Raw genomic sequence first — 21411 nt, forward strand, 5'->3', positions numbered from 1 at the left:
CACGGATGATGGGCGGCATGGCCGCTACCCAGACCGAGGCGCGACTGCTCGTCGTCGAGGACGATCCCAACATCCTCGAACTGCTCTCCGCGAGCCTGCGCTTCGCGGGCTTCGACGTGGCCACCGCGACGAGCGGCAGCGCCGCCCTCAACGCCGCCAAGGACCACCGGCCCGACCTGGTGGTGCTCGACGTGATGCTGCCCGACCTGGACGGCTTCGAGGTCATCCGGATGCTGCGCGAGGGCGGCACCCGTACGCCGGTGGTCTTCCTCACCGCCCGGGACGCCACCGACGACAAGATCCGCGGGCTCACGCTCGGCGGGGACGACTACGTCACCAAGCCGTTCAGCCTGGAGGAGCTGACCGCCCGGATCCGGGCGGTGCTGCGGCGGACCAGCAGCGGCGAGCAGGCGCCCTCCCGGCTCACCTTCGCCGACCTGGAGCTGGACGAGGAGACCCACGAGGTGCACCGGGCCGGCCAGCGGGTGCAGCTCTCGCCGACCGAGTTCAAGCTGCTGCGCTACCTGATGCTGAACGCCAACCGGGTGCTGTCCAAGGCGCAGATCCTCGACCACGTGTGGAACTACGACTTCCGGGGCGACGACAACATCGTCGAGTCCTACATCTCCTACCTGCGACGGAAGGTGGACAACACCCAGCCCCGGCTGATCCACACGCTGCGGGGTGTCGGCTACGTCCTGCGCAAGCCGGCGGCGTGAACCCGCTCCACCAGGGCAAGGCGTGGCTGCGCGGCGTACCGCTGCGGGTGAAGCTGGTCGCCTCGGTGCTCGCCCTGGTCGCCGTCGCGCTGCTGGTGATCAGCTCGCTGACCGCCTTCTTCCTCCGCGACTACCTGGTCGGCCAGGTCGACGGCCAGATCAAGTCGGCCAACGAGGGCCTCGGGCAGGCGCTTCCCGGGCTGCGCAGCCGCCAGGTCCAGGCGATGCTGCCCAGCAGCTACGTCGTCGCGATCGCCGACGAGAACCAGGTGTACCCGACGGTCTACGACGTCAAGAGCCTCGACCCCGAGCAACTGCCGAGCTTTCCCACGGACTGGAGCGGGTTCGCGGCGCGGGTGGGCGAGCCCCGCACCGTCCTGTCCCGGGACGGCCACACCCGCTGGCGGGTGGTCTACGCGGGGCAGAAGGACGGCTCGGTGTTGGCCGTGGGTCAGCCGCTCATCCAGGTGGACCGCGCCGTGAAACAGCTGGTCTGGATAGACCTGCTGGTCGGCGGCGCGGTGCTGATCCTGCTCGCCTCCATCGGCGCGGCGATCGTCCGGACCAGCCTGAAACCGCTGGTGGAGATAGAGCGTACGGCTGCCGCCATCGCCGGTGGCGATCTCACCCGGCGGGTGCCCGACCCGGAGGAGGGCCAACCCTGCCCGACCTCGGAGCTGGGTCGGCTCTCCCGGGCGCTGAACGCGATGCTGACGCAGATCGAGGTCGCCTTCACCGCGCGGGCCGCCTCGGAGACCGCCGCCCGGTCCGCCGAGGCCGCCGCCCGGGACGCGGCCGGCGCGGCGCTGGCCTCCGAGACGCGGGCCCGGCGCTCCGAGGAGCGGATGCGGCAGTTCGTCGCGGACGCCTCGCACGAGCTGCGGACCCCGCTGACGACCATCCGGGGCTTCGCCGAGCTCTACCGGCAGGGCGCGGCGAGCGCGCCGGAGCAGACCGCGGACCTGCTGCGCCGCATCGAGCAGGAGGCGGCCCGGATGGGGCTGCTGGTGGAGGACCTGCTGCTGCTCGCCCGGCTGGACCGGGAGCGACCGCTCTCCCTCGCCCCGGTGGAACTGCCCGTGCTGGCCAGCGAGGCGGTCGAGGCCGCCAGGGTGATGGCGCCCGCGCGCCGGATCGAGCTGGAGGTCAGGCCCGGCTCCGGCCCGCTGGTGGTCTTCGGCGACGACGCCCGGCTGCGTCAGGTCATCGGCAACCTGATGACCAACGCCCTCACGCACACCCCGCCGGAGGCCTCGGTGACCCTGCGGCTGCGGTCCGAGCCCGGGAACCTGGCCGTGGTGGAGGTGGCGGACACCGGCCCCGGGCTCACTCCGGAGCAGGCGGAGCGCGTCTTCGAGCGCTTCTACCGGGTGGACGCGGCGCGGACCCGGCGGGCCGGCGGCAACACCGGCACCGGGCTCGGCCTGGCCATCGTCGCGGCGCTGGTGCGCGCCCACCACGGCACCGTCGAGGTGGCCGGGACCCCCGGCGGGGGATCGACCTTCCGGGTCCGACTCCCGCTCGTGCCGGGGGCCGAGGGTGATGGCGAGTGACTTTCAGCCAACATTCAGGTGCGTTCCAGGCGGATCGCAGTGCCGCGCGTCAAGGTGGACGCATGACCGAGCACGAGTCCGACCCGCAGCGCCGGCCGGCCCACCCCGACGCCGAGCCGTCGCACCCCACCGCCGAGCTGCCGCGCGCCGAGCGCGCGCAGTCCGACTCCGCCCCGACCGCCCCGGCCGGCGGCGACTCCGCCCCGACCGTCGGCTTCACCACTGCGCCGGGCAGCGAGTCCGCCCCGACCGTCGGCTTCACCACCGCGCCGGCCGGCGAATCCGCCCCGACCGTCGGCTTCGCCACCGCGCCGGCCGGCGACGTTGCCCCGGCCGCCGGTGGCTCCGCCCCGGCCGGCGGCGAGGTGCCCCGTACCGCTGAGTCGGGCCCGGTCGCCGACGGCCCGGTCGCCGGCGACGGCGCCTGGCGCGCCGCCGAGCCGGCCCGCGCCCCCGAGGCTGCCGGCTCGCCCGACCGGCCCACGCCGCCGGGCCCCTTCGCCCCCGCCCCGGCCGTTCCGCAGTACCCGGTCCCCGGGCAGCCCCAGCAAGGGCAGCCGCAGGCCGGCGGCCAGCCCGGTCAGCCGCAGGTCGCGGGCCAGCACGGCTACCCGCACGCCGCCGGCCAGCCCGGTTATCCGCAGCCCGGCCACGCGCAGGCCGCCGGTCACCCCGGCGCGCCCTGGTACGGCCAGCAGTCCGGCTGGAGCGGCGGGGGACAGCCGGGACAGCCGTACGGTCACCAGCCGCACCCCTCCGGCCAGCCGGTGCCGCCCTGGGCGGCCCCGCAGACGGCGGGCCCCCGGCCGGGCCGGATCGCCAAGCTCGCCGGCGCCGGCGTCGCGGTGTTCGCGCTGATGCTCGGCTCGGGCGTCGCGGGCGGGGCGCTCGCGCTCGCCGTCGACGGCGACTCGGGCATCACCCGCACCTACTCGGCCGCGCCGGTCATCAACAGCGCCGACCTGCCCCGGATCGCCGCCGCCGTGCAGCCCAGCGTCGTCTCGATCGCCACGGACAACGGCGAGGGCTCCGGCGTGATCCTCACCGCCGACGGCTTCGTGCTCACCAACAACCACGTGGTCGCCTCCGCCACGGACGGCAGGGTGGTGGTGACCTTCGCCGACGGCAAGACCGCCCAGGGCCAGGTCCGGGGCACCGACCCGAAGACCGACCTGGCGGTGGTGAAGGCCACCGGCGTCAGCGACCTGAAGCCCGCCACCTTCGGCGACAGCGACGCGATGCAGGTCGGCGACCAGGTGCTCGCCCTCGGCAGCCCGCTGGGCCTGCAGGGCTCGGTCACCGCCGGCATCCTCAGCGCCCGGGACCGCACCATCCAGGCGGGCAGCGGCGAGCAGCGGCAGGAGCCCAGCCAGGGAGCCAGCTCGATCGCGGGGCTGCTCCAGACCGACGCGCCGATCAACCCGGGCAACTCCGGCGGCGCGCTGGTCAACACCCGGGGCGAGGTGATCGGCATCAACACCGCGATCGCCACCGCCGGGCAGGGCAGCAGCGGCAACATCGGCGTCGGCTTCGCGATCCCCAGCAACAAGGCCAAGGACGTCGCCGGCAAGCTCCAGCGGGGCGAGAAGGTCAGCCACCCCTCGCTCGGGGTCAGCGTGACCGCCGCCGAGGGCGGCGGCGCCCTGGTCGCCACCGTCACCCCGGGCAGCCCCGCCGAGAAGGCCGGGTTGCAGCGCGGCGACGTGGTCACCCGGTTCGGCGACAAGGTGGTCAACGACTCGGACGACCTGGTCGGCGCCGTGCAGGCCGGCAAGGTCGGCGACCGGGTCGAGGTGACCTACAAGCGCAACGGCACCGAAGCCAGGGCAACCGTGACGCTCGCCGAGACGTCGTAACCGGTAACCGAAGACTTTCCTCCTCCCTCCGGCGGCGGGTGGCGGGGCCAAGGGGGTTGGCTCCGTCACCCGCCGCTCCCTCTCGACGGCGGTTCACCCGGTCCGGGTGAACCGCCGTCACCCGTCGCGCCGGCACCGTCGGACAGGCAGGACCCGGCGAGGCGTACGGAGGGGTGCGATGACCACGGCAGCGGCCGTTCGGACCGACGAGCGGATCCAGCGGGACGTGCTCGACGAACTGGCCTGGGACGCCCAGGTGCAGCCGAACGAGATCGGGGTGACCGTCCACGACGGCGTGGTGACCCTGACGGGCTGGGTCGACGGGTACGCGCGGAAGTGGGCGGCGCAGCGCTGCGCGCAGCGCGTACGGGGGGTGCGGGCGGTCGCCGACGACGTCGGGGTGCACCTGCCCGGCGAGCCGGGGCGTACGGACGCCGAGATCGCCATCGCGGCGAGCCGGGCGCTGGAGTGGGACAGCTTCGTCCCGGCGGAGCGGCTGGACGTCACCGTGGCCAACGGCTGGGTGATGCTGCGCGGCCAGGTGGAGTTCGGCTGGCAGCGGCGCACCGCCGAGCACGAGCTGCGCCGGCTGCGGGGCGTACGGGGGGTGACCAACCTGGTCGAGGTGCGGCCCGCCACCCGTCCCGACCCCGAGCGGACCCGGCGCGACCTCCAGCGGGCGCTGGCGCGTGGCGTCGGCACGGAGCGGGTGAGCGTCGAGCTGGACGGGGACACGGTCGTGCTCACCGGAGTCGTGCGCTCCTGGTGGGAGCGGGACGAGGCGGAGCGGGTGGCCTGGTCCGGCGAGGGGGTGCGGGCGGTGCGGGAGCGGCTCCTCCTGGGCGGTGAGCGCCCGGATCGTCCGGTTTAGTGGTGCCGCCGACGGGAAACCGTCGCCGATCCCGCCCGCGCAGCGGGGAACCGGTCGCGACGAGGCCGGCCCGGTGCTCCACAGCAGTGACCGACAGGGAGGTGTCCGTGGCCGTCGACCGTCCGTCGCCCGACCGATCGGCAGAGCGGCCGTTGCGGATCGCGATGGTGCTGCCGCCGTGGTTGTCGGTGCCACCGCCCGGCTACGGCGGGCTGGAACAGGTGGTGACCGGCCTGGTGGAGACGCTGGTCGGCCGGGGGCACGCGGTGACCGTCTTCGGCGCCGGCCGCGAGCACGGGACCACGGCCGCGTTCGTCTCCACGGTGCCCGAGCTCCAGTTCGAGCGGCTCGGCGAGGCGCTGCCCGAGCTGGCCCACCTGGCCCGGGTCAACCATCGGGTCCACGCGGGCGACTTCGACGTCGTCCACGACCACACCACCATCGGCCCGCTGATCGCCGGCCACCGGGCCGTGCCCACCGTGGCCACCGTGCACGGCAACCCCGTGGGCGAGTACGGCGACGTGCTCAGCGAGACCGACAGCGGTGTCGGGCTGGTGGCCATCTCGCACGCCCAGCGCCGGCTCAATCCGCCGCTGCCCTGGGTCGGTACGGTGCACAACGCGATGGACGTCCGCGGCGTCCCGCACAAGACCGCGCCCGGGCACGGGCCGGTGCTCTGGCTGGCCCGGTTCAGCCCCGACAAGGGCCCGGACCTCGCCATCCGGGCGTGCCGGGCCGCCGGCCTGCCGCTGGTGCTGGCCGGCAAGTGCAACGAGCCGGCCGAGCACCGCTACTACGACCAGGTGGTCCGGCCCCTGCTCGGCGAGGACGTCCGGGTGGTGCTCGACGCCGACCGGGCCGAGGCGCTGCGGCTGCTGGTCGAGGCCCGGTGCCTGATCATGCCGATCCAGTGGGACGAACCGTTCGGCATGGTGATGGTGGAGGCGATGGCGACCGGCACGCCGGTGGTGGCGCTGGACCGGGGCGCGGTGCCGGAACTCGTCCGGCCCGGCCGGACCGGCCTGATCTGCGAGCGCGTGGACGAGCTGCCCGGCGCGTTGCGGGCGGCGACGGACCTCGACCCGGCGGCCTGCGTCGCGCACGTGGCGGAGAACTTCTCCACCGAGCGGATGGCCGCCGGGTACGAGGAGGTGTACCGCCGCTTCATCGCGCAGTCGGCCTCGCCCGCGACGGCCCGGGAGCCCGTCCGGGCCCGGGCCCGCTGACCGCCCGGCGGTCAGAGCCGCGCGGCCCCGAGCGCGGTGATCGCGCTGTCGAGCCGGCGGGCGTACGCGTCGGTGACGGCGCCCTCGCCGCGCCGGATGGCGACCTTCTCGCGGAGCCGGGCGATCCGCTCGCCCAGGTCGCCCGACCGGGCGCGCGCCGCGTCGGTCAGGTTGCGCAGCTCGTTGCGGAAGTCGAGGCCGACGTCGGGACGGATGCCCCCGTCGTCGAGGCCCGCGTCGATCAGCCCGTCGACCCGGTTGGCCGCCTCGATGAGGTCGCCGCGTTCCGGGGGCGTCCGGCTCGGCCTGGGCGCGACCGGCGGGGCGGAGGTCGGGGTCGGGGAGGCCGCCGGGGCCGGTGCGGCGTCGGCCGTCGGCGTGGGGGAGGGTGGCGGGTCGGACGGGCCCGTGGTGGGCAGCGACCGGGGCGGGCTCGCCTCCTCCTGACGGATCGCGGGCACGGCCAGGGCCACCCCCACGAGCAGCACGACCGGCACGATCAGCACCGGCCGTGGCAACCGGCGTCGGCGGCGCTCCCGGGCGAGGCGGGCGCTGCGCGACTCGGGTCCGCCGTCCGGCTCCGACCCGGCCGCTCCTGCCGTCCCGGCGGGTCCTGCCGGGTCGCCCGGTCCCGCCGTCGGCGGGGCGGGGTCACCCGTGGGCGCGGGGGTCGGCAGCGTCGGGAGGGTGACCGTCGGCGCGAGCATGGTGGCGGCCTGCGGGTCGGCGGGGAGCAGCTGGTCGCGCAGGACCGTGGCGACCTGGCGGGCGGTGGGCCGCTCCAGCGGGTCCCGCGCCAGGCAGCGCAGGCAGGTGCGGGCGACCTCCGGCGGCAGGCCCGGCATGTCGGCCAGCGGGGGAGGACCGTCCCCGGCGAGTGCCTCGCTGAGCTGCTCCCAGGTGTCCGCCGGGTACGGCACCCGACCGGACAGCGCCTCGTAGAGCAGCACGCCGAGGGAGTACACGTCGGTGGCCGGCTGCGCGGGCGCCCCGTCGAGCCGCTCCGGCGCCACGTACGCGGGCGTGCCGAAGGTGCCCCCGTCCTCGTCGTCGTCCGGCGCGCCGATCCGGGTGGCGATGCCGAAGTCGAGCACCTTGACCCCCGAGCGGGTCATCATCACGTTGGCCGGGGTGATGTCCCGGTGCACGATGCCGAGCCGGTGGGCGGCGGCGAGCGCGTCCGCCACCTGGGCGCCGACCTCGACCGCCTCGGCCCACGGCAGCGGCCCCTCGGTGAGCCGGACCTCCAGCTCCTCGCCGGCCAGCAGCTCCATCACCACGAACGAGGTGATCGACCCGTCGGGCGCGACCGTCTCGCCGTAGTCGTGCACCGAGGTGACGTGCGGGTGGACGAGCTGGGCGGCGGCGCGGGCCTCCTCGCGCACCATGTCGCGGAAGCGGGCGTCCGCGGCGAGCGACGGGGCGAGCACCTTCAGCGCCACGACCCGGTCGAGCACCTCGTCGCGCGCCCGCCAGATCACCGACATGCCGCCGGCGCCGATCTGGTCGACGAGCCGGTACCGGCGGGCCAGCAATCGGCCGGGGTGCAGTGCTGGCTTCACGGATCGCACCTGCCTCGCTGTGGGAGCGCTATCAGGTTGCGCGAATGTGTCGGGCCTGTCAACGGTCGGCTTCCTTCCGGGGCCGAACCCCGACGGGCGGAACCGGGGCCCGGCCGCCGGTGCCACCCCGGGCCACCCTCGCCGGGCCGCACCGGACGGCCCCTTTCCCGCCCGTGCCAGGATGAAGCCATGTCGGGACCGGTGGCGTTCGTACTCGGGGGCGGGGGAGTCCTCGGCGCGGTCGAGGTGGGCATGTTGCGGGCGTTGTTCCGGGCCGGCATCCGGCCCGACGTGGTGCTCGGCACCTCGATCGGGGCGGTCAACGGCGCGCTGGTCGCCGCCGAACCGTCCGAGGCGGTCACCGACCGGCTGGTCCGGCTCTGGGCCTCACCCGAGGCCAGCGAGGTGTACGGCGACTCGGTGGCCCGCCAGCTGCGCCGCTTCGCCGCTCGCACCCACCTGCACTCGCCCCGCCCGCTGCGCAAGCTGCTGGAGGCCGAGCTGGGTGCGGAGACCACCTTCGCCGATCTCCAGGTGCCCTTCCGCTGCTGCGCGGCCAACATCGAGCGCGCCGCCGAGCACTGGTTCGACAGCGGGCCCCTGGTGCCGGCCGTGCTCGCCTCCGCCTCGGTGCCGGGGCTGCTGCCGCCGGCCCGGATCGACGACCAGCACTACGTCGACGGCGGGATCGTGAACTCCATCCCGATCGGCGAGGCGGTCGCCGTGGGCGCCACGCGGATCTTCGTACTCCAGGTGGGCCGGATCGAGCGGGAGCTGACCCCGCCCCGGCGGCCCTGGGAGATCGCCCAGGTCGCGTTCGAGATCGCCCGGCGGCACCGGTTCGCCCGGGAGATGGCGGCCCTGCCCGACGGGGTGGAGGTGCACGTGCTGCCCACCGGCGGGTTGGAGCCGCGCGACGACACGCCGTGGGCGTACCGGGACATGGCGGCGGTGGGGCGGCGGATCAGCCGCGCCTACACGGCCTCCCGGCGCTACCTGGCGACGCAGTTGGAACCCTGATGCCCCTGCCGCCGCAGTGGGTACGCCGGCTGCTCCTGGCCCCCGGCGTGGTGCTGCTCGCCTTCCTGGTGGTGACGACCCTGCCGGTGTGGGCGTTGCTCGCGGCGGCCGCCTCGCCGCTGGTCCCGGGCCGGCTGCGGCCGCTGCGCCTGCTCTGGCTCGGCTGCGTCTACCTGGTCTGGGACGCGACGGCGCTGCTCGCGCTCTTCCTGCTCTGGGTCGCCTCCGGCTTCGGCTGGCGGGTCCGGTCGCCGGCCTTCCAGCGGGCGCACTACGTGCTCGCCGGCTGGTTCCTGCGGGCGCTCTTCTGGCACGCCCGCTGGGCGCTGCACCTGAGCATCGACGTGGTGGGCACCGACCCCGACACGGCCCTGCCCGGCCGGCCCGAGCTGGTGCTCTGCCGGCACGCCGGCCCGGGCGACTCGTTCATCCTGATCCACGCCCTGGTCAACTGGTTCAACCGGGAGCCGCGGATCGTGCTGAAGGACAGCCTCCAGTGGGATCCGGCGGTCGACGTGCTGCTCAACCGGCTGCCCAACCGCTTCCTCGCGCCGGGCCCCGAGGGCCGGGGATCGTTGACCGAGCAGATCGGGCACCTGGCCCACGGCCTGGACGACGACGACGCGTTCGTGATCTTCCCGGAGGGCGGCAACTTCACCCCCGGCCGCCGGCTGCGGGCCATCGAGAAGCTGCGCGGCCTCGGCCTGGAACGGATGGCGCGGCGCGCCGAACGGATGCGCCACGTGCTCGCCCCGCAGCCGGGCGGGCTGCTCGCGGCACTGGACGCCGCGCCCGACGCCGGGGTGATCTTCGTGGCGCACACCGGCCTGGACCGGATGCTCACCGTCGGCGACGTGTGGCGGGAACTGCCGATGGACAAGCGCATCACCATGCGCTTCTGGTCGGTGCCGCCCGAGGAGGTGCCCGTCGGTCGCCAGGAGCGGATCGACTGGCTTTTCGACTGGTGGGCCCGGATCGACGAGTGGATCGCGGCCAATCGGGACGGTGCCGCGTAGGGTGCGCTGGTGGACCAGATCTGCGTGGTGACGACGGTGGTGGACGCCCGCTCGGTCGCCGACGTGATGGCGGCAGCGGCCGTCGCCGGTCGGCTCGCGGCCTGCGCGCAGGTGGGCGGCCAGGTGGACAGCACCTACTGGTGGCGTTCCGGGGTGGAGACCAGCACCGAGTGGTCGGTGCAGTTCAAGACGGCGCCGGACCGGGCCGCCGCGCTGGTGGAGCAGATCCGGGCCAGCCACCCGTACGAGGTGCCCGAGATCCTGGTGACCCGGGTGGACAGCGGCGACCCCGGCTACGCCACCTGGGTGCACGAGCACACCCGGCCCTGAGTACCCGCACTCTTCTCAGGTGATCTCCCGGCCACCATGATGGCCGGGTGCAGAACATCGGCTACCCATGTCCCGCCTGCGGCGCACCGGCCGACCTCGGCTCCGGCTGCTCCGGGTGCGGCCGGCCGCCGTACCCGGCCGCCGCCGAGGTGGTCCGGCTCGACCGGGAGATCGTCGCGCTCGGCGGCGAGGTCGAGCGGGCCCGCGCGGCGTACCAGGGGCTGGCCGACCGGCTGGGCGCGGCCCGGCAGCGCCGGGCGGCACTGGCAGCCGCGGTCCGGGCGGAGTTCCCCGTGTCGCGTCCGGCGGCGCCCGCGACCCCGCGCCCGGCAGCGCCTGCGACCCCGGCGCCGGTGCGCCCCGCGCCCGCCGCGACCCCGCCGCCAGCCGCGATCCCGCCAGTGGCGTGGCCGGGCCGGGGGCCGGTCGCTCCGGTCCCCGCGCCGGCGGGTGCGGGCGGGGCGGAGACCTCCACCCGGACGGTGCAGGGCCTGCTCTTCGTCCTCGGCGGGCTGCTGCTGGGCACCGCCGCGGTGGTCTTCACGGCGGTCGCCTGGGCGGCGGTCGGGGTCGCCGGCCGCGCGCTGATCCTGCTCGCGTTCACCGCGCTCGCCCTGGCCGCGCCGCTGGTGGCGGTGCGACGCGGGCTGCGCGGCACCGCGGAGACGTTCGCCGCCGTCGGGCTCCTGCTGGTGCTCCTCGACGGGTACGCCGCCTGGTCGGTGGACCTGGCCGGAGTGGCCGACTGGCCCGCCACCCGCTACGCCGCGCTGGTCGGGGGGGCCGGCGCGGCGATCGCCGCCGGGTACGCCCGGCTCAGCGGGCTGACCGTGCCGTGGTTCGCGGCCCTGGTGACCGCGCAGCCGGTGCTGCCCCTGCTCGTCGGCGACGCCCGGCCGGACGCCGCAGGCTGGGCGCTGACCTTCCTGGGGGTGGCGCTGCTCGACCTGGCGGTGCTGGTCGCGCTGCGCCGCCGGGGCACCCCGACGGCCGGCACCACCTCCGTCGGCGGTCCGGCGACCGGCGTCGCGATGGCGGCCGGTCCGACGGCCGGCGCGGCGACCCCGGGTGGTGCGACGCCCGCGCCGGCCGGGTTCGGAGTGGCGACGCCCGCGCCGGCCGGGTCCGGAGCGGCGGCGTCCGCGCCGGCCGGGTCCGGAGTGGCGGCGTCGGCGCTGGGCGGCGAGCGCCCGGCGGTCGTCGCCGGGCGCGTCCTGGCCTGGGTGGGGCACGCCGGCGCGCTCTTCGTGGCCGCGTGCTGCGCGCTCGTGCCGCTGATGCTCGGCCGGGCCGCCGGCATCCCGCTGCTGGCCGGGGCGCCCCTCCTGCTGGTGGCGCTGACGCTGCTCGGCACCGCGCTGCTCACCGGCGGGGCGGTGTTCCGCGCCGTGGCCGCCGCGCTGTTGGTGCCGGTGCTGGCCGGCGCGCTGATCCGCCCGATCGCGGAGCTGAGCCTGTCGCCGCTGCTCACGGCGCTGGTCGTGGTGGCGCTGGCCGGCGCGGTACGGCTGCTGCCGGCCGGGTGGCGGACCGGTCCCCGCGCGGGCGCGCTGCTGGTGGCCGGCGGGGTGGCCCAGTTCGCCGTGCTGCTGGCCGTCGCGTTCGCCGGCGCCACCGCCGGCCGGTCGCTGCCGCCGTGGCGGGGGGCCGCCCCCGGGCCCGACCTCGACCAGGGCTGGCAGGGGCCGGTGGTGATCGCGCTGACCGTGGCCGCCCTGGGGCTGCTGCTGCCGAGGGCCGCCCGGCCGGCGCTGGCCGCGGTCGGCGCGGCGGCCGTCGTGCTGGCGGTGCCGGCCGGCTGGCCGTCGCCCTGGCCCGCGGTGGTGGCCCTGGACCTGGCGGCGGCGGTGGGCCTGCTGGCCGTCGCGGTGGGGCGCCCGGGCGTCCGGTCCTGGACGGTCCTGGCCGCGGGGGTGGCCGGGACCCTCCTGCTCGGGCACGGCCTGGTCGTGGGGTTCGCCGCCCCGGCGGGGGCGCTCGCGGCGCTCGCGGTGGTGCTGGTCGCCGGGATCGCGGTGGCGGCGGCGGGCCGGCGTGGCACGGCCGTGCAGCGCGGGGTGGCCGGAGCGGCGCTGGCCGTCGTGCCGCTCGCGGTGCCGGCCGGCGCGGTCGTCGCCCTCCTCGCCGCCGGTGCGCCGGCCTGGTGGCAGGCGCGGGCGGCGCTCGCCGCCGTCGCGCTGCTGCCCGTCGGGCTGCTCGCGGTCCGCCGGCACTGGCCCGACCTGCGGGCGTACGCCTCCGTCGGGGTGGCCGTGGCGGTCACGGCGGTCGGGTTGGCGCCGGTGGTCGTACCGGCCGACGAACCGGTGACGCTCTACGCCGCCGTGGCGGTCCTGCTCGCGACGCTGGGCGGTGCGGCGCGCTCCGACGTCGTCCTGCGGGTGGCCGGCGTCGTCCTGCTCGTGGTCTCGGTCGCCGCCGCCGCGCCGGTGGCGCTGACGGCGCTCGTCGCCCCGTACGGCGAGGTGGCGCCCTGGTCGGGCGTGCCCACGGTGACGGCCGATCCGGGGGCGCTCCCGGCGGGCCTCGCGTTGGCCGCGCTGGCGGTGGCCGGGGTGCTGGTCGGCCGGCCGGGCCGGGGCGTCGTGCGGCCCGGCCCCCTGCCGGCGGGCGCCGCTTCGTCGGCGGGCGCCGGTTGGTGGCGGGCCGCGCTGGTCGCGTTGCCGTTCGCCGCGACCGCGCTGCCCGTGCTGCTGGTGGCCGCCGGCCTGCCGTGGCCGGTGCTGCCGGTCGTCGCGCTGCTCGGCGGGGTGGCCGTGGTGCTGGCCGCCGCGCTGGCCGCGCCGCGCCCGCTGCTCGCCCCGGTCGGGGTGCCGGTGGGGTTGGTGCTGGCGGCGTCGGGGCTGCTCGGGCTGCTGGCCACCCGGGCGGGCACGATGGTCGGCCTGGGCGTGCTCGTGGTGGCGGCGACGGTGGTCGCCGTGGCGGCCCGCCGGGACGACGCGCGGCTGGGCGGCGCCCTGGTCGCGGTGGCCGCCGCGACGGGCCTCGCGGTCGTCGCGCCGCTGGCCGGCGGGCTGCCGGTGCGGACGGCCGCGTTCAGCGTGCTCGCCGTCGCGGTGCTCACCCTGGTCGCCGCGGCGGTGCTCGGCGGCCCCCGGACGCCCGCCGGGCCGCCGCTGTCCGGTCCGGCGTCCGGCGCCCTGACCGGTCCGGCGTCGCCCGGTCCGGCCGGCGCGGCGTGGCCCGGTCCGGCCGGTCCGGCGGCGCCCGGTCCCGTCGGCGCGACGTCGGCCGCCCCGCTCCGCCGGGGGCGGGCCGCGGCGGCGGCGTTGGACGCGTCCGCGCAGGCCGTGGCGCTGGTCGCGCTGCTGCTCGCGGTGGGCTCGCTCCGGCACGCCGCGGCGGTCTGCGTGCTGTGGGGCGCCGCCGTCGCACTGCGGGTGCTGCGTCGGGGCGAGTCGCCGGGCCGGCGGTGGGCCTTCGCGGGCATCGCCGGCGGCAGTGAACTGCTCGGCGGCTGGCTGCTGCTGGCCGCCGGGGACGTGGCGGTGCTGGAGGCGTACACGGTGCCGGCGGCGGCGCTGGCCCTCGTGGCGGGCGTGGTGGCGCTGCGTAGTCGGCCCGGGCTGACCAGTTGGCTGGCGCTGGGCCCGGGGCTCGCGGCCGCACTGCTGCCGAGCCTGGTGTCGGTGCTGGTGGCCCCCGACCCCCAGCCGTGGCGGCGGCTGCTGTTGGGCGTCGCCGCGCTCGGCACGGTGCTCGCCGGGGCGACCCGCCGCTGGCAGGCGCCGGTGCTGCTGGGCGGGGTGACGCTGGCGCTGCTCGCGCTGCACGAGCTGGTCGGGGGCTGGGACCGGCTGCCCCGGTGGATCTTCCTGGCCGTCGGCGGGTTCGCGCTGATCGGGCTCGCCACCACCTACGAGCGGCGCCGCCGGGACCTGGCCCGGCTCCGGGCCGCCGTCGGCCGGATGGGCTGACCACCACCCGTCCCGGGCGTCGGGGGTAGGGCTCGCCCTACCCCCGAACCGGGGGTGGGCAGGGTTACTCAGCGCAACCGTTCGCCGGAGACTGGAGGGCAGGGGCGCGCCGACCGGCGTCGTCCGGGATCGAGGAACGGGAACGGGAGCCGCAATGGTGCTCGGAGCGGTGGCGGACCCGCCGGTACGGCGGGGCAGTGACTACGCGCAGTTGTCCCGACGGATCAGCGGGGCGGGTCTGCTGGAGCGGCGCCCGGGACGGTACGTGACCCGGATCGTGCTCACGCTCGGCGTCTTCGCGGCGGGCTGGGCGGCGGTCGGCCTGGTCGGCGACTCGTGGGCGCAGCTCCTGGTGGCCGTCTTCCTGGCCGTCGCCACCACCCAGGTCGCGTTCCTCGGCCACGACGCCGGGCACCGGCAGATGTTCCGGCGGCGCGGGCCGAGCGAGGCGATCGGCCTGCTCACCGGCAACCTGGCGGTCGGGCTCAGCTACGGCTGGTGGGTCGACAAGCACAACCGGCACCACGCCAACCCCAACCACGAGGACGAGGACCCCGACGTCGGGGCTGGCGCGCTGGTCTGGACGTACGAGCAGGCCGCCGCGACGCGCGGGTTCGGCCGCCGGCTGGCCCGCCGGCAGGCGTGGCTGTTCTTCCCGATGCTGCTGCTGGAAGGCATCGCCCTGCACGTGGCGAGCGTGCAGGCGATCGTGGGCCGCGACTCCGACGGCCGCTTCCGCACCCCGATGCGGCACCGCCAGGTCGAGGCGGTGCTGCTGGCCCTGCACGCCGTGGGCTACCTCGGCGCGCTGCTGCTGGTGATGTCGCCGGTGAAGGCGCTGCTCTTCGTCGCCGTCCACCAGGGACTGTGGGGCTTCTACATGGGCTGCTCGTTCGCCCCGAACCACAAGGGCATGCCGATGCCCACCGCCGACGACGACCTGGACTTCCTGCGCAAGCAGGTGCTCACCGCCCGCAACGTGCGGGGCGGCCGCATCGTCGACGTCGCGCTGGGCGGGCTCAACTACCAGATCGAGCACCACCTGTTCCCGAACATGCCCCGGGCCAACCTGCGCCGGGCTCAGCCGATCGTCCGCGCCTACTGCGCCGAGCAGGGCATCCCGTACGCCGAGACGGGGCTGGTCGAGTCCTATCGCCAGGCGCTCGCGCACCTGCACGAGGTGGGCCGGCCGCTGCGCGGCTGAGACGCACGGCGGGGGCGGCGCCGATCGGCGCCGCCCCCGTTTTCCGTGCGGTCGGGCTCAGGAGCCCATGGACTCGATCAGCTCCTGCGGGGCCTCCTGCGTGTCGCTGGCGGCCGGCTTCTCCACGGTGACCGGGGCGCCGAAGTCCGAGTAGGTCGTGATCATCGTGCCCAGCGACTCGTGTAGCACCTGGGTGTCGATGGCGAACTCGACGAGCCGGCCCTGGTCGTCCACCCGGGCGGTGAACGGGACGGCCTTGGCCTTGTCACCGAGGGCCTGGATGGCCTTGTCGTCGGCCTTGGTGCGGGTGTAGTCGAGGGTGCCGGAGTAGCTGCCCGGGCCGGTCTTCTCGACGTCCACCACGCTGTCGACCATCTGCTTCGCCCCGCCCGGGTCGCCCTCGGGCATCAGGTTGAGCTGGCCGCTCTTGCCGAGCTTGGTGGCGTCCATGTGCAGCCACTTCTTCGGCATCCCCTGCATGCCGGTGATCTTCAGGTAGGCGTCGTTGCCGATCAGCAGGATCCGGAAGGTGCCCTGCGCGCCCATCTTCATCGTCATGTCGCCGGTCTTGGTGGCCGGGTCCATCGAACCGCTGCCGGTGATGACCGACGACTTGAGCTGCATCTTGACGCTCTGCTGGTTCAGCTTCTGCGCGGCGGCGCTCAGCTCGGCGCGGGCGTCGGCGGGGGCGCTGCTGGCCGGTGCCGCGCCGGTGGTGGCGCCGCCGTTGCCGGCCGGAGCGTCCGCGTCCGTCTTCGTGCCGCATCCGGTGAGACCGAGTGCGAGCGCGGCGACGAGCGCGACCCCCGTGGTCGCCAGCCGTCGAGTGTTCATCGTGGAAATCTCCTCACGCAGGGTGGGTCGGGGCGACGAACCGGTCGCGGCCCCGACCGGGCCGCCGGTCAGCCTAACCCCGCCGGTCCACAGCCGCCCGTCTATACCGTGGCGGCTGCCGGCCGCCGTGCTGCCGGGTTGGCCACACCTCCCGCCGCTGGTCGGCGTCGTCGCGACCGGTCCCGGTAGGGTCTCCCCATGGCAGACGTGCTCACCGCCGAGGCGGTGCGAGACGAGCTGGGTGAGCTGGCGGGCTGGTCGGGGGACCCCGCCGGGATCGCCCGCACCGTGGAGCTGGCCAGCTTCCCGGAGGCCATCGCGGTGGTCGACCGGGTCGCCGTGACGGCGGAGGAACTGGACCACCACCCCGACATCGACATCCGCTGGCGCACCCTGACCTTCCGGTGCGTCACGCACTCGGTGGGCGGGGTCACCCGGCGTGACCTGGAACTGGCGCGGCGGATCGACGAGATCGTGGGGAGCGTCCGATGAGATTCGAGATCAGCAAGGTGCTGGACGCCATCGAGGGCCGGGTCAGCACCGACCCGTCGCTGGCCCGGGCCGTCGTCGATCTGGCCGAGGTGATTCGCTACCAGGATCTCGACGGCGGCCGGCCGGCGAGCCTGCTCCGCCTCGGCATGGTGATCGACGCGCTCGCCCGGGAGCTGGAGGAGGACAGCATCCCGGTCTACGCGGTGGTCCACCGGGCCCTGCTCTCCGACGCCGACCTCACCTCCAACGAGCGCATGGTGGTGCGCCGGTGGGCCGACGACGGGCTGGTCGAGGTGCTCGACAACCCGGGCGACCGGATGCTGGAGGTGGCGGACCTGCTCGGGCTGCCCGTACTCACCCGGGTGCGGGCCGACGGCCTGCGCGGGCGCTACCCGTGGCTGGTCGAGCAGGCCGGCCGGGTGCTCGCCCCGGTGCCCGGCGCCGGCGGGCCGGTCTTCATCGCCCACGTCGGCGGCGGGCACACGCCGGTCGCCGGTGACCGGTCACCGGCCGGTGTGAAGCTGCTCTCCAGGCAGTGGCGCTGCGCGGAGCCCGGCTGCGCGCTCTTCGGCGGTGGCGGGGGCGGCGGGGCCTTCGCCGACCTGTCCCGGGTCGTGGAGCGCAGCCCCGCCGGCCAGCCGCCGCCCACGCTGCGCGGCGGCGCGCCCACCTGCCCCCGGCACGGCACCCGGCTCGGCGACGGCGGTCCGCGACCGCGCAGCGCCGTCCTCGCCGTCCGGGTGGGCGGGCTGATCCGGCGCCGCTTCGTGCTCACCGAGGACCAGCCGGCCGTGGTGGGCCGGGCGCCCGACCAGGCCGGCGGGATCGTGCTCGGGCAGTGGCTCAACGACGAGGCGCGCCGCTGGATCAGCCGCAGCCACGTCCGGTTCGAGCTGCGGGTCGGCGAGGTGATCGTGACCGACGTGAGCACCAACGGCTCGGGCATCCGGCCGGGCGGGTCGATGGCGGAGGCCGACCGTGTCCCGCTGGCGCCGCAGCAGTCCCGGGTGCTGGCCGAGGGCGACATGGTGGAGCTCTATCCCGGCGTGCAGATCGGCCGGCCCGACGAGCTTCCCGCCGGCGCCCCCTACACGCCCACCTCGGTCATGGCCGAGGCCCCCACGATGGCGATGCGCCTGCCCCGCTGATCCGCGGGAGACGACGGCGGGCGCCGGGACCGTGGTCCCGACGCCCGCCGTCGTCGTACGGGGTTCAGCCGGCCAGCACCGCGGCGAGCTGGGCGACCGCGTGGTCGATCTCCTCCTCGGTGATCACCAGCGGCGGGGCGAGCCGGATGGTGGCGCCGTGGGTGTCCTTGGCGAGCACCCCGCGCTCGGCGAGCCGCTCGCAGGCCTCGCGGCCGCTCATCAGCGTCGGGTCGATGTCGAGGCCGGCCCACAGGCCCCGGCCCCGCACCGCGACGAGGCCCTTGCCGACCAGCGACCGGAGACCGGCGTGCAGCCGGGCGCCCAGCTCGGTCGAGCGGCGCTGGAACTCGCCGGTGGCCAGCAGCCGGACGACCTCGGTCGCAACGGCGCAGGCCAGCGGGTTGCCGCCGAACGTGGAGCCGTGCTGGCCCGGCCTGAGCACGCCGAGCACGTCGGTGTTCGCGGCCACCGCGGAGACCGGCACGATGCCGCCGCCGAGCGCCTTGCCCAGCAGGTACATGTCGGGCGTGACGCCCTCGTGGTCGCAGGCGAAGGTCTCCCCGGTCCGGCCCAGGCCGGACTGGATCTCGTCGGCGATGAAGAGCACGTTCTGCTCCGTGCAGACCCGGCGTACGCCCGGCAGGTAGCCCTCCGGCGGCACGACGACGCCCTGCTCGCCCTGGATCGGCTCGATCAGGACCGCGACGGTGTTCTCGTCGATCGCGGCGGTCAGCGCGGCCAGGTCGCCGTAGGGGACGACCGTGAACCCCGGCGTGTACGGCCCGAAGTCGGCCCGGGCGTCCTCATCCGTGGAGAAGCTGACGATGGTGGTCGTACGGCCGTGGAAGTTCCCCTCGGCCACCACGATGTTGGCCTGCCCCGGCGCGACGCCCTTGACCTGGTAGCCCCACTTGCGGGCGACCTTGATGCCGGTCTCCACCGCCTCGGCGCCGGTGTTCATCGGCAGCACGAGGTCCTTGCCGCACAGCTCGGCCAGCTCGCGGCAGAAGTCGGCGAACTGGTCGTGGACGAACGCCCGGCTGGTGAGCGTCAGCCGGTCGAGCTGGGCGTGCGCGGCCGCGATCAGCGTCGGGTGCCGGTGGCCGAAGTTCAGCGCCGAGTAGCCCGCCAGGCAGTCGAGGTAGCGGCGGCCGTCCACGTCGGTCAGCCAGGAGCCCTCGGCGGAGGAGATGACCACCGGCAGCGGGTGGTAGTTGTGCGCGGTCCACCGCTCCGCGTCGCGGATCGCCTCCGGCGTCCGCAGCATGTCGTCGATCACAGGCTCGCCTTTCCCTGACGGAGTCGCAACGTGCAGCACTTCGGTCCGCCGCCGGCCTTGCGCAGCTCGGAGAGGTCGACACCGATCGTCTCGTAGCCCCGGTCGCGCAGCTTCGCGGCCAGGCCGGTGGCCTGCGCCGGCAGCACCACGTGCCGACCGTCGCTGACCGCGTTCAGCCCGAAGACCTCGGCGTCGGCCAGGGTGGCGTGCACCGCGTCGGGGAAGAGCCGGCGCAGCACGGCCCGGCTGCCGGGCGAGAACGCCTCCGGCAGGTACGCCACCGTCCGCTCGTCGAGCACGGTGAGCGCGGTGTCCAGGTGGTAGAAGCGCGGGTCGACCAGCTGCATGGTCACCACCGGGTAGCCGAAGACCTCCTGGAGCTGCGCGTGCGAGGCGTGCGCGGTGCGGAAGCCGGTGCCGGCCAGCAGGAAGTCGCCGGCCAGCAGGATGTCGCCCTCGCCCTCGTTGACGTGCTTCGGGTCGTGCATCTCGAAGCCGGCGGCCTCGAACCAGGCGCGGTAGGCGGGGGCCTCGTCGGCGCGCTGCGGGTCGCGGAACTGCACGGCCATCGCCTTGCCGTCGATCACCGTGCCGCCGTTGGCGGCGAACACCATGTCGGGCAGGCCGGGCACCGGAGCGATCTCCTCGACGGTGTGGCCCAGGTCCCGATAGGTCTGCCGCAGCTGCTCCCACTGCCGGACGGCGAGGTCGACGTCGACCGGCGCGGTCGGGTCCATCCACGGGTTGATGGCGTAGTCGACGGCGAAGTACGTCGGCCGGCACATCAGAAAGCGCTGGCTGGTGGCGTCCATCGTCATTGTCCTGCTCCCAGGGGTCGGGCGCGCCCGGCCACCTTCGGCCCACGGGCTGGCGCCGTTGCTCAACGTTATGCGGCCGGGGGTGGCGGAATCCACCGGCGATGCTTGCGTCGAACGGCCGATCGTTGCGTATCCGAACCCGGGGAAGGCGATCTGTTGCGGCGCGGTGCCCGGAGAGCGGCGATGCGCTGCATCGAGCTGCCCACGCCGGGACGACCCTGCCGGCACCGGGGGCGTCCCGATCGCGTCCGGCTGCGCGACCAAGCAGTGCGAAGGTGAGGCGGCGCGACGGCGATGCAGCGCGGCGGCGCGGCGGTGAGGCGGCGCGGCGGTGAGGCGGTGAGGCGGCGCGAGGTTGAGGCAGCGCGACGGCCATGCAGGCGCGACGGCGAATCAGCGCGACGGCGAGGTGCGGGGAGCTGGGAAAACACTTCGGGGGCGGCGAACCGCCGCCCCCGAAAAAGGGTTGCCCGGCTGGTGAACCACCAGGCTGGTCGGGCGTCGCCGGTGAACCACCGGCGTTGCCGGCGCATCGCCGGCGAGCCGGACAGTGCCCGCTAGAAGCGGTCCACAAACTGTGAGTCAAGCCACTCGCGGAACCGCTGCACCCAGTCCCCGTCGGTGGTCGGCCAGTCGAACTGGCCGGTCATCGCCAGCACGCCGAGCACCACCGCGCCGAGGCCCAGCGCGATGCCGAGCAGCGCGTCGGTCTTGCCGGCGATGTGCCGGCGGCGGGTGGCCATCAGGCCCAGCACCGCGAGGACCGCGCCGATGGCGCCGAGCCCGATGCCGTACCCGGCGAGGGTGCCGGTGAGCACGAAGAGCGCCCCGGCCACGCCGACGATCAGACCCAGCGTGGCGAGCAGGCTGGCCCGGGGCTTCGGACCGGCGACCACGGGCCGCTCCGGCTCGCGGTCGGCCACGCCGTCGCCGTCGCGGTCGACGGCGTGGTCCGCGGCGTGGTCCCGGTCGAGCGGGCGGTCCTCGGTGCGGTCCCGGTCCGTCCGGGCGGCCAGCGCCGTCGCGTTCCGGTCCAGGTCGGTCGTCCGACCGTCGAGGGTCCGTTCGAGGGTCGGGTCGGGTTCGGTGCCGCGGGGCGCGCGTCGGGAGTCGTCGTCGGTGGGGCGGGCCGTGGCGGCCCGGGCGACGGCCGCCCGCTCGGCCGCGCGCCGCTCGGCAGCGCTGTCCCGCCCGGCGGCGCCGTCCCGCTCGGCAGCGTCGGGAGCGGCGCTGCTGCGGTACGTCGTCTGCTCGCCGTCCCGGTCGGTGACCACCGGACGGCTGGGCGCGGTGCTCCGGTCCGCGTCGGTCCGCGTCGCGCCCTCCGGGCCGGTGTCGACCGGGGCGTCGCGGCCGTCGACGCGGCCGTCGAGGTTCTCGTCCCGTGTCGGCGCCTCTTCGGACCGGCGCGACAGCGAAGGAATCCTGACCACAACACACCTCCTCATGAATGCGTGGTGGCCGATGGAACGACGCCGCCCACGCGGTACGCGTCTGCAATACCCAGGCGGTCGTCCTCCGACACGGGGTACGCGCCGGCAGCGGTGGTGCCGGCGCGTACCG

The 21411-nt window shown here is 75.8% G+C and carries 17 protein-coding genes; 12 read left to right on the plus strand and 5 right to left on the minus strand.

All coding sequences use genetic code 11. The annotated features are described in order from the left end of the window. Positions 1–17 precede the first annotated feature (17 nt). The 5 genes from AB0G08_RS01050 (at position 18) to AB0G08_RS01070 (ending at position 6225) form a co-directional block, all read left to right on the plus strand. Positions 18–719 carry a response regulator transcription factor gene (locus tag AB0G08_RS01050; RefSeq protein WP_089003225.1) on the plus strand — a complete coding sequence of 234 codons (702 nt, stop codon included), beginning with the start codon at positions 18–20 and terminating at the stop codon, positions 717–719. Continuing rightward, complete coding sequence (locus tag AB0G08_RS01055; RefSeq protein ID WP_358081276.1) at positions 716–2272, plus strand: HAMP domain-containing sensor histidine kinase; 1557 nt, start codon at positions 716–718, stop codon at positions 2270–2272. Before AB0G08_RS01050 ends, AB0G08_RS01055 begins: the two co-directional genes overlap by 4 nt. 62 nt (positions 2273–2334) lie before the next feature. After that, positions 2335–4128, plus strand: a complete 1794-nt coding sequence (locus tag AB0G08_RS01060; RefSeq protein WP_358081279.1) for a trypsin-like peptidase domain-containing protein — start codon at positions 2335–2337, stop codon at positions 4126–4128. Between the two features lie 178 nt (positions 4129–4306). Further along, complete coding sequence (locus AB0G08_RS01065) at positions 4307–4999, plus strand: BON domain-containing protein (protein WP_358081282.1); 693 nt, start codon at positions 4307–4309, stop codon at positions 4997–4999. A 164-nt stretch (positions 5000–5163) separates the two neighbouring features. Further along, complete coding sequence (locus AB0G08_RS01070; RefSeq protein WP_358081580.1) at positions 5164–6225, plus strand: glycosyltransferase family 4 protein; 1062 nt, start codon at positions 5164–5166, stop codon at positions 6223–6225. Positions 6226–6236: 11 nt separating this feature from the next. Here the strand turns inward: AB0G08_RS01070 and AB0G08_RS01075 are convergent, their stop codons facing one another. Then, positions 6237–7787 (minus strand): serine/threonine-protein kinase, encoded by a 1551-nt coding sequence (locus AB0G08_RS01075; RefSeq protein ID WP_358081284.1) that lies wholly within the window; start codon positions 7785–7787, stop codon positions 6237–6239. A gap of 189 nt (positions 7788–7976) precedes the next feature. Here AB0G08_RS01075 and AB0G08_RS01080 point away from each other — a divergent pair, with 189 nt between their 5' ends. The 5 genes from AB0G08_RS01080 to AB0G08_RS01100 all read left to right on the plus strand — a co-directional run bounded on the left by AB0G08_RS01080 (position 7977) and on the right by AB0G08_RS01100 (position 15277). Then, positions 7977–8807: a patatin-like phospholipase family protein gene (locus tag AB0G08_RS01080; protein WP_358081287.1), complete on the plus strand. Its 831-nt coding sequence runs from the start codon at positions 7977–7979 to the stop codon at positions 8805–8807. After that, positions 8807–9823 (plus strand): 1-acyl-sn-glycerol-3-phosphate acyltransferase, encoded by a 1017-nt coding sequence (locus AB0G08_RS01085; protein ID WP_358081290.1) that lies wholly within the window; start codon positions 8807–8809, stop codon positions 9821–9823. The genes AB0G08_RS01080 and AB0G08_RS01085 overlap by 1 nt, the downstream gene beginning before the upstream one ends. 9 nt (positions 9824–9832) lie before the next feature. Continuing rightward, positions 9833–10153, plus strand: a complete 321-nt coding sequence (gene cutA, locus AB0G08_RS01090; protein WP_357088067.1) for a divalent-cation tolerance protein CutA — start codon at positions 9833–9835, stop codon at positions 10151–10153. Positions 10154–10200: 47 nt separating this feature from the next. Beyond that, a complete protein-coding gene (locus AB0G08_RS01095; RefSeq protein ID WP_358081293.1) occupies positions 10201–14073 on the plus strand; it encodes a hypothetical protein in 3873 nt (1290 codons plus the stop codon). Between the two features lie 154 nt (positions 14074–14227). After that, on the plus strand, positions 14228–15277 hold the full coding sequence (locus AB0G08_RS01100) for an acyl-CoA desaturase (protein WP_358081296.1): 1050 nt from the start codon (positions 14228–14230) through the stop codon (positions 15275–15277). 57 nt (positions 15278–15334) lie between these two features. Here the strand turns inward: AB0G08_RS01100 and AB0G08_RS01105 are convergent, their stop codons facing one another. Next, positions 15335–16111, minus strand: coding sequence for a hypothetical protein (locus AB0G08_RS01105; RefSeq protein WP_358081299.1), 777 nt, complete (start codon positions 16109–16111; stop codon positions 15335–15337). 198 nt (positions 16112–16309) lie between these two features. Here AB0G08_RS01105 and AB0G08_RS01110 point away from each other — a divergent pair, with 198 nt between their 5' ends. Further along, positions 16310–16603 carry a 4a-hydroxytetrahydrobiopterin dehydratase gene (locus tag AB0G08_RS01110; RefSeq protein WP_357880787.1) on the plus strand — a complete coding sequence of 98 codons (294 nt, stop codon included), beginning with the start codon at positions 16310–16312 and terminating at the stop codon, positions 16601–16603. Next, the gene (locus tag AB0G08_RS01115) at positions 16600–17751 is read left to right on the plus strand and encodes an FHA domain-containing protein (RefSeq protein ID WP_358081302.1); all 1152 of its coding nucleotides are present in this window, start codon (positions 16600–16602) and stop codon (positions 17749–17751) included. The genes AB0G08_RS01110 and AB0G08_RS01115 overlap by 4 nt, the downstream gene beginning before the upstream one ends. A gap of 64 nt (positions 17752–17815) precedes the next feature. Here the strand turns inward: AB0G08_RS01115 and rocD are convergent, their stop codons facing one another. The 3 genes from rocD to AB0G08_RS01130 all read right to left on the minus strand — a co-directional run bounded on the left by rocD (position 17816) and on the right by AB0G08_RS01130 (position 21281). Next, positions 17816–19030: an ornithine--oxo-acid transaminase gene (gene rocD, locus AB0G08_RS01120; protein WP_358081304.1), complete on the minus strand. Its 1215-nt coding sequence runs from the start codon at positions 19028–19030 to the stop codon at positions 17816–17818. Then, positions 19027–19842: a dimethylargininase gene (gene ddaH / locus AB0G08_RS01125; protein ID WP_358081583.1), complete on the minus strand. Its 816-nt coding sequence runs from the start codon at positions 19840–19842 to the stop codon at positions 19027–19029. Before ddaH ends, rocD begins: the two co-directional genes overlap by 4 nt. Before the next feature lie 563 nt (positions 19843–20405). Beyond that, positions 20406–21281, minus strand: coding sequence for a thrombospondin (locus AB0G08_RS01130; RefSeq protein ID WP_358081306.1), 876 nt, complete (start codon positions 21279–21281; stop codon positions 20406–20408). Positions 21282–21411 lie beyond the last annotated feature (130 nt).

Source organism: Micromonospora sp. NPDC023644, assembly GCF_040640115.1.
Lineage (GTDB): Bacteria > Actinomycetota > Actinomycetes > Mycobacteriales > Micromonosporaceae > Micromonospora.